Source organism: Gilliamella sp. B2828, assembly GCF_026537125.1.
Classification (GTDB): domain Bacteria; phylum Pseudomonadota; class Gammaproteobacteria; order Enterobacterales; family Orbaceae; genus Gilliamella.
In genome coordinates, this window is record NZ_JAFNMU010000015.1 from 40360 (window position 1) to 49363 (window position 9004).

Consider the following 9004-nt stretch of genomic DNA (forward strand, 5'->3'; position numbering starts at 1 on the left):
GATCTAAAAAACATCGTTAATAGTAAAAAAGGTTAATAAACTCGCAAATGTGATAAACATTGAGCAATCGAACAATTATTTTTATTTTTTAGTTGACGATATTTCTCAAATGAGTAAAATGCACAGCATCCAAAACGCAATTACATTTAGTAATTAGTTTTGAGCCCGGGTGGTGAAATCGGTAGACACAAGGGATTTAAAATCCCTCGGCCTTTTTGGCCGTGCGAGTTCAAGTCTCGCCCCGGGCACCATTTAAAACACTTCTCATGCGGGAATAGCTCAGTTGGTAGAGCGCAACCTTGCCAAGGTTGAGGTCGCGAGTTCGAACCTCGTTTCCCGCTCCAATTCTAATTATTTATTTACTAACATCGTATAATGCCAGTGGATACTAAGTAATCAAAGCGTTACGTACTTATCTTTCTAAGCCAAACTATTGATGAGAATTTAAAATACACGGCTTATACTTACACTTTTAAGTATCTTACTTTGCAATTTGAACATTGATACATTCATTTCTGATTCAGTTTGATGCTATCTTGTTTTGAGTAGGTAGACCTTTTTATGCTTTCAATTTTATATTCCTTTTGTTTTTTATTTTATTTCTTATCAAGATAATATGAGTATGAATCGATTAATTAATTTAACTCTTTGTTGTACTGAAATTAATTCTCAAACGGTTGAAATGGTTAGAAATAAAATGGGTGGATTATTCCTTTTTTGATTTTATCTTCCTTTTACTTATACTTAGCTGATATCCAAACCAGTAACAAGGCCAGCGAGTACCAATACCAATATTATTGATCACTAATGCAATAATAACTAGCAATACTGATCCAATAAGTACAGGTGTAAGTAAAAATGAATAATTAGTCGTTCCTGACATTATAATAAGGAGTGGATTAGCTCCAGCAGGTGCGTGAACAACACGCAGTAGTTGCATTAATGCAATTGAAGCACCAACAGCGAATGCGATAGGGAGCATTCCATCACCAAATAGATTCATTGTTAATAATCCTATTAATGTAGAAATTAAATGCCCTTCAATAATATTTCTAGGTTGAGCTAATGGAGATTTAGGGACAGCGAATAACAAAACACACGTCGCTCCTAATGGCGCCATAATTGAAACAACACCATATAAACGGGTAATTAAAAGTAACACGATAATCCCCAAAAATCCACCTGCAAAACCTCTCAGTATTGTTTTTACATCGGGTCTAGATTGTAAAACTTCCCCACCAACGATTTTTTTAAACATGCCTGCTCCTTATATTTATATAAAAAAAGATAAATAACTACACTATGTAAACTGTATCGTTTACATAGTGTAGTTATTTAGTCAGAAATGATCAAATGTTATTCTTAAAATATTCTATAATCATAATCGTGATATAATTGAGGTCGTTTTCGAACCAATTTGAAATGAGTAGAGTAATGAAACTTAAACCCGAGATTGTAGATAATATATTGGATTCTGCTGAATTATTATTTAATGAACAAGGCTATCGTGCTATAAGTTTAGATTTAGTGGCAAACCGTGCAGGTGTCTCTAAAAGAACACTTTATAAATATTTTAGTGATAAAAATGGGTTAGTATGTAAAGTGCTATTGAGAAGAGATGCTTTCTTTAGAGAGTCTCTTACCAATGTGGTGGCTGTCTTTTCGGATAAAATTGACAAGATAAATGCCATTATTTCATGGTATATTCGATGGTTTCATAGTGATAATTTTCATGGTTGCATGTTTGTTCGTGCTCAAGCTGAATATCAAAATAAAAATGAAGAAATTTGTACAATTGCACGAGAACATAAATATTGGATTCAAACTACGATTCAAGAATGTTTAGGCAAAACACAATCATGCGAAGAAGTTTCTCATTTTATCATGTTGGCATTAGAGGGGATGATTTCTTACACTTCCTTATTTGGTACAGAAAATCACAATTTTGCACATGATAAAAAATACATTTTCGACTTGATCAACAATATTGATGCTATAAATACTTAAACTATTCTAATTAATCAACAGTCTTGCCAATTAATAAAAATAAGTCATCATGCTTTCGAATATCTCCATTAAAAATAAAGAAATTTATAGATATCTTCCTTGATATCCTATTTCCTTGTTAACAGATAATGGTAGCAAAAATAAAGGTTGATTTTATTTAAGATGACGGGATAAACAAGGCATGATTCGCTGACTTGTTAAGCATAACCTGAGGTAGTTTGATTCAACAAGACTATCATCCATTATTACATAATAAAATGTGCCACATTTAGACCGGTCTTCTTTAATTCTGAGGTAGGTTTTCGTCTCTATTCAGTTAGACAGACAATCCACATAAGTTATCGCTCTAGCGGGGGGATACTGTCATAATCCTATTACAGTAAGAGTAAATAGAAATTAAAAAAATATCTTCAACGACGTAAAATTCGCTTCGACATTGACTTTCCTATTATTTGCTGATGATACGGATCTGTTTCTTGCGTCAACAATAACCGTCTTTTGGAAGGAGATTATCTTTAACCAACTTTCCCTTTTTTATTAATAGTATCAGAACATTATGAAACGCATTGTGCTTCTTCAAATCAACGTGCTTTATTAATTAAAAATAATCATCTGCGTTAATATGTGGTTAATCGTTCCTAATAAAAAAGTGATTAATTACTCATCTGTAAGTTAAAAACCTAGTTACAAACGACTACTTTAAATTGATATAGGCAGCAAGGCAAAGTTAATCCTTATTTTAAGAATGATGTTGACTAATACCAACCTATTCATCGACAGTAGGAATGCACTACTGTGCAATCCTTCTTAAACCATTGATCCTAAAGTTCAACGTTCACCGCATAGTCTCGGGTATAATTTTGATCAAGAAGCTATAGCATATTATCAAAATCAAAGTTTTACAAACCAGAAAGTTTTGGCACAGGTTTCTAGGGATTTGAGCATGGTATTCTATCTTATGTCATCTATAGCACTCAATGAATTGCAAGTAAGGCATTATTACTACACATCATGATACTGTTGGGGAATATGTGTAGGATAGTTCAGTAAGCTCAACGGGGATATTTAAGGCAACTAGATTGGACGAGCAAGAAAAAAAAAGTAGGTCGAATATTATTTTTTTTTTCCAATTATTTTTGTTGCAAAATATGAGCAAATAAAGAATTCTGCCTCGAGCAAAAATTCGTTTCGACTCTACTGACCGAACAGCAGATATTTGGAGCGTTTTAAAAAAATAATAGAATGTGAAGATAAATAATCAATTTCAAATTAGAAAATTTTCTGATATTATTTAATAAGATAACACTCTTAAATAGGAAGGAAGAGTTTTAATAATGAATGAACCAATGATTACATGGTCTAGCTGCAAAATATCTGTTCATTTAAAAGAATCTCTATCTACCTTTTGTTAACTAATTTTTTACGTAATTAAAACAAAAATATTTCATGTGAAGATAGATTGGATTCCCATACTGATTTTATAAGTGTATATAAGGAGATAAATAATGTATTTAGAGAGCTTTACGATAAAAAATTATCGAAAGTTTGGCGAAGAGGATAATACAGTATATTTTGTCAATCCCAGTCAGATCGCTCATTCATCCAATCATCAAGATGAAGATAGAAAATCAGAACCTTTAATTTCTCCATCAAGTACATTAATTATTGGTAAAAACAATGCTGGAAAATCAACAATTACTAATGCGTTAGCTTTCATTACTGAAGAAAGAAACAAATCTCTTAAATCGTCTGATTTCAATATCTATTATTTAAAAAAATTACTTAATAGGTATCTAGAAATTTATAAAGCAGATAAACCATTCGAAAACCTTCCTACTCCTGAGTTAGAGTTCATACTTAGGGTAAAAATCGACTTTAATGGATGTCAAGATCTTATTACAAACCTTTCCCAATTGATCACATTAAGTCATAATGGAATAGCAGAAGCAATTGAAATAAAAGTTATATATGAATTAAAAGATACCCAACTTTTTCATGATCATATTAAAAAAATAATTAAAGAAACCGAAACCGAAGAAGATCAAATTAATACTAATTCAAAAAATAATATACTGTTAGAAAAACTATGTGAGCTGCTTGATGATAAATCGGTTATTGAATATAAAGTTACATACAAAAATAAAAATGATACTGATATTAATTCTTTTTCATTGCATAACCTATTTTCAATTAGATATATCAGAGCGAATCGTCATCTAAATGAAAATGTACTTACAAGTGTTTTTCAACGAATTGTCTATTCTCAATTCGACGATGAGAGATATAAAGATTTATTTAAGAATGATATTAAAACCATCAATGATACCATTACAGAAAGAGTTCAAGGCAAAAATGAATCTGTTTCTACAATTTTACAGAAGATTGAACATGAAAATCACGTTGGCATGCAATTAAGAGGAAATGTTACACAAAAAAGTATTCTAAAAAATTTAATTAAATATAGCTTTACTGATGGTGATGATTTCATACCCGAAGATCAATTTGGTTTAGGTTATATAAACTTACTCAATATCATCGGTGAAATAATTCATTATATTGATACTTATGAAGAAAATTGCCATCAAAGTCGAATAAATTTATTATTTATTGAAGAACCAGAAGTATTCATGCATCCGCAAATGCAAGAGTTTTTTATTTCTCGAATTGATAATGCCGTTCAAAAAGCTTTAGAATTAGCTTATAAGGAGTCAGAAAGTAAGAAAACACTTCAATGTCAAATCATAGTAACAACGCACTCCTCTCATATTGTAAATAGTAAAATTCATGGTTCAAATTCTTTCAATAATATTAATTATTTAACAATTAAAAATCAATATTCAGTTTCGATACCTTTAGATGACACGAATATTTTTGAAGAAGATAGCCCAACGAGAGAGAATGATATTTTATTCTTAAAAAAACATATTAAATACAAAGTATCTGAATTGTTCTTTTCAGATGCGGTTATCCTTGTGGAAGGAGTAACAGAAGAAACATTGTTATATTATTATTTAGAACAAAATAAGATATTAAATAATTACTATATCTCAATATTTAGAATCGATGGTGCTCATAGTAAAGTCTATTTGCCTTTAATTCGAAAATTAAATATTCCTTGCCTAATCATTACTGATTTAGATATCAAAAGATATAGCTGCGAGAAAAATAAAAAACACAAAGAAAAAGATCAACAATGCCCTATTTGTTTTAACCAAGATTCTGATCAAATAAATTATGCACAAATAACGTCTCTAGAAAATAGACATACCACTAATCCAACATTAATTTATTTATTAAAAAATTTAATTAACTCAGATACATCAGATACATCAGATAAAACCATTTGTCTCATCGATTTAAAAGATTATTTTGAAGAAGGTTTGCTCTATGCTGTCTATCAAAAAGATCCCATCGAGGGGCAATTTGCAACAAGTTTTGAAGAAGCCATCATATTAACTCATTACAAAAATGCTCTTTTGCATAAAGTAATATCTAATATTAGACCAAATATTTATAACGACATAACTGAAGACGGAAAAAAAATGGAAAACTTAATACAGAATTCATTTAGATTACAGCGAAGTCTTAGCAATAATGATGGCAAATCTGAATTTGCGAGTCAGTTACTTTATAAACTCATTACATCTGATAACTGTACATCTGATAACTGTATAAAACGCGAATTACCTAAATATATTAAGGATGGTTTTATATGGTTGGAAAATAAATTAAGCAATAAGGTATAAGGTATAAGGTATAAGGTATAAGTTATGACATTAGAGCAAAATCTTAAACAAGAGCGTGAAATACAAGATAAAATTTTTGATGCAATTGAAAAGTTTAAAAGTTTTCGATTCAATGCCGGCGCAGGTGCGGGAAAGACTTATGCCCTAATCGAATCTATAAAATATATTCTAAATACAAAACAATTAGAACTGAAAAAGAATAATCAAAAAATCCTATGTATAACGTATACCAATGTAGCCGTTAATGAGATTAAAGAACGTCTTGGCAATACACAATTTGTTTTAGTTTCAACTATTCATGAAATGTTATGGGAACAGATAAAATTATATCAAAAGAGCGAATTAATCGACTTACATAAGGAAAAGCTAGAAATTGAATTAACTAATATTCAAAAAAAAATAGAAGAATATAAAAAGGATAAAAATCTATCAGCCATTTTTAATGACAACTTAGAGTTATTTTTATCCCTAATTCAAGAAACAAAACATTGCTTTTATGTAAATAGAGATTATTCTGCAGATAAATTTAAGCAATGTTATACAAGCTATCAATCTAAACACGCTTATCTCTCCTCAGCTTTAAACAATGTAAGTAACTTTAAAAAACTTGTAGAGCTTTTTTATAAAAAAGAGCGTTACACAAATGCGTTAGATAGAATTAATGATCCTCTAGAACGAAAAAAGATTACAATCCTTTATGACAGTAAATTTAATTCAGATCAATTAGCCTCTATGAGGTTTAGTCATGATACATTATTGGAATATAGCCTGTCGTTGATTAATAAACATCCAATGCTAACAAGAATTCTTGTGGATAAATACCCTTTTATTTTTATTGATGAGTATCAAGATTCTCACGAGAATGTGATAAAGTTAGTTCAAATATTGCACTATTATGTGCTCAAAAACAAGAAAAGATGGCTAGTTGGTTACTTTGGAGATACAAAACAAAATATCTATGATGATGGCGTCGGTAGTAATATTCAGGAAATTCATTCAGAAATAGAAAATATTGATAAGATATTTAATCGACGATCCCATATTCAAGTAATTGATATTATTAATAAAATTAGAAATGACAGTATCCAACAAAAACCGATAGATCCCAGCCGTAACAAGGGGGACATCCAGTTTTTCTATTTAAAGAAAACGGATGAAGAAAATAAAACTAGTAAAATACGAGAATTCATAGACCAATATCATAGAACAATTCCGCAAGATGAAAAAATTGACTGTTTGATTCCTCTAAATCGTTCATTAGCCAGTCTTGGAGGATTTGAAAATGTTTATAAATCAATTAGTGATTCTAAAATTATTTACTATAAAGATATTAATTCTCAACTTCTGTCACATCAACTAGAAAAACTTCATCCTGCTGTGCTTATTTTTTATCATTTAGTAATGTTTTATAAAAAGTTAAATGATGAGAATACAACATATTATGATCTGTTTGGAAAGACTAATAATGATATTACATTTGATAATGCTAAAACAGTAATTGATTTATTTTCTGGTATGAAAGTGAATACTTTGGAAGAGTTACTAAAAAATATATCGGAAATTATTCAAAGTCATCACGTTGATGATACTAATTTGGCAATTAAATATTGTCTCAATAACATTTTTTCAAAACTTTATTCCGAAATCAAAAAATATAATTCATTTTATACATATATCAGAGATATGATTTATAAAACAATGTTTGAAGAATCTAACGAAGTTGAAGAGCTAAAAATTGAAAATGATCAAAAAATTCAGACAATTCTCAATGTAAATTTAACTGAATGGTTGAAATGGGTTTCATTTATTAATGAAGATAGAGATACTAACACGAAGGTCATTTATCATACCTATCATGGAACTAAAGGATCCGAATATGATAATGTGGCTATTATTATGGAACATAATTTCGGCAGTACAGGTCCTGGAAAAGATAAGTTTAAAAATTATTTTTCACATATTCAATCTACTCCAGAAGAACAAAATAGAAAATTGCTGGATAACAATTATAAAGGACAAATAGAAAATACTCAGAATCTAATTTACGTGGCTTGTTCTCGTGCGAAGAAGAATCTACATATTTTATACCTGGATGATATATGTGATATTAGTGAAGGTATTAAAATGGTATTTGGTGATATAAATCAATTTAATTAATATAAAAATAATCATTGACTGCCATTGGCACATTTGAGTTTTGAACTGAAAAAAAAGCAAGCAACTGACATATACTACTCAATAACAAACAAACGACTTAGGTTAAATAGATTGTACTTTTTAGCGTATTGTAGAGATTCCATATTATCAAGTGCATTATGATTTCTTACGTATACGCTATATATGATTTTTTTAATTAAAACCTTCAAACTCACTTACCTAATTGTATAAGATGACCCTGAGAAATCATTATGTTCATATGCAAGAATAGCCTAAAAATTGGGTGGATTTTTCAGTTTCAGGTATTGTCCCATGGTGACGTTATTGTACTTTTCTTGCCACGCTTTAGGCATGCCGTGTTTTTTTAACCAGGCTTTAGCTTCGGGAGTGATTTCAGTTATTTTTCCGTTCGGGTAAGGATTGGGACACACATCAGATCCTTGCGGTATCCGTTCGGTGATCCCTTTACCAAACTCTATTGACGGTGCGTCAGGGTGAGCAACGCCTATGAGCCAACCGGTCACACTGCCACCCGGGGCAAAACCAATAATAACCGTGTCATTATAACCAATCTCATTTTGATCGTAGGCTTCAGAATAGTAGTGATGTGGCGTTACCATTTCTTGCCGTGCCCACAATGGCACCACTAATTTAGTGCGATAAAAAGTTTGATCGGCAAAAGAGGACCAGCAAATATAAAATTCTTCCGGTAAATCAGAATACACAGGCAGGTCATTGATACCAAAACGTGTGTTCCATTTACCCGGATCCCGACTGTAATTACCCCCAGCAGCGATATTAATAATTTTATATTTATTGGATTGGGTTTTTACCATGGTTGAAAAAACTGTTGATTGAAAATAGAGTGGATAACGACCACCAATACGCCATTCAGCGTAAGGTTTTTTGGGTAAATTGGGGTCAACTCGGTTAGTGTTACGTGAGGTATGGCAACCGGTGATAAGCATTACCAAACTGACGACGGTAATAATGTGTTTCAACATAAGCTGTCCTTCTATGTTAATGATCGGGGTGAATGAGCCGTTGCCAATCGCTTTAGTTGGCAACGAGTTTATGCCCAATTGATCAGCAAA

5 protein-coding genes and 2 tRNA genes are annotated in these 9004 nt (G+C 30.8%); 5 read left to right on the forward strand and 2 right to left on the reverse strand.

Annotated elements, in window-relative coordinates; all coding sequences use genetic code 11:
- Positions 1-163 precede the first annotated feature (163 nt).
- Positions 164-251 (forward strand) — tRNA-Leu (locus tag J3U19_RS10720).
- Positions 252-268: 17 nt separating this feature from the next.
- Positions 269-344, forward strand: a tRNA-Gly gene (locus tag J3U19_RS10725).
- A gap of 362 nt (positions 345-706) precedes the next feature.
- Here J3U19_RS10725 and J3U19_RS10730 read toward each other — a convergent pair.
- Positions 707-1258, reverse strand: a complete 552-nt coding sequence (locus tag J3U19_RS10730; protein ID WP_267346289.1) for an HPP family protein — start codon at positions 1256-1258, stop codon at positions 707-709.
- Between the two features lie 176 nt (positions 1259-1434).
- Here J3U19_RS10730 and J3U19_RS10735 point away from each other — a divergent pair, with 176 nt between their 5' ends.
- The 3 genes from J3U19_RS10735 to J3U19_RS10745 all read left to right on the forward strand — a co-directional run bounded on the left by J3U19_RS10735 (position 1435) and on the right by J3U19_RS10745 (position 7910).
- Positions 1435-2007, forward strand: coding sequence for a TetR/AcrR family transcriptional regulator (locus tag J3U19_RS10735; protein ID WP_267340969.1), 573 nt, complete (start codon positions 1435-1437; stop codon positions 2005-2007).
- A gap of 1505 nt (positions 2008-3512) precedes the next feature.
- Positions 3513-5753: an AAA family ATPase gene (locus J3U19_RS10740; RefSeq protein ID WP_267346290.1), complete on the forward strand. Its 2241-nt coding sequence runs from the start codon at positions 3513-3515 to the stop codon at positions 5751-5753.
- A 24-nt stretch (positions 5754-5777) separates the two neighbouring features.
- The gene (locus J3U19_RS10745) at positions 5778-7910 is read left to right on the forward strand and encodes an ATP-dependent helicase (protein ID WP_267346292.1); all 2133 of its coding nucleotides are present in this window, start codon (positions 5778-5780) and stop codon (positions 7908-7910) included.
- A gap of 272 nt (positions 7911-8182) precedes the next feature.
- Here J3U19_RS10745 and J3U19_RS10750 read toward each other — a convergent pair whose 3' ends face one another.
- The gene (locus J3U19_RS10750) at positions 8183-8914 is read right to left on the reverse strand and encodes a DUF2931 family protein (RefSeq protein ID WP_267346294.1); all 732 of its coding nucleotides are present in this window, start codon (positions 8912-8914) and stop codon (positions 8183-8185) included.
- Positions 8915-9004 lie beyond the last annotated feature (90 nt).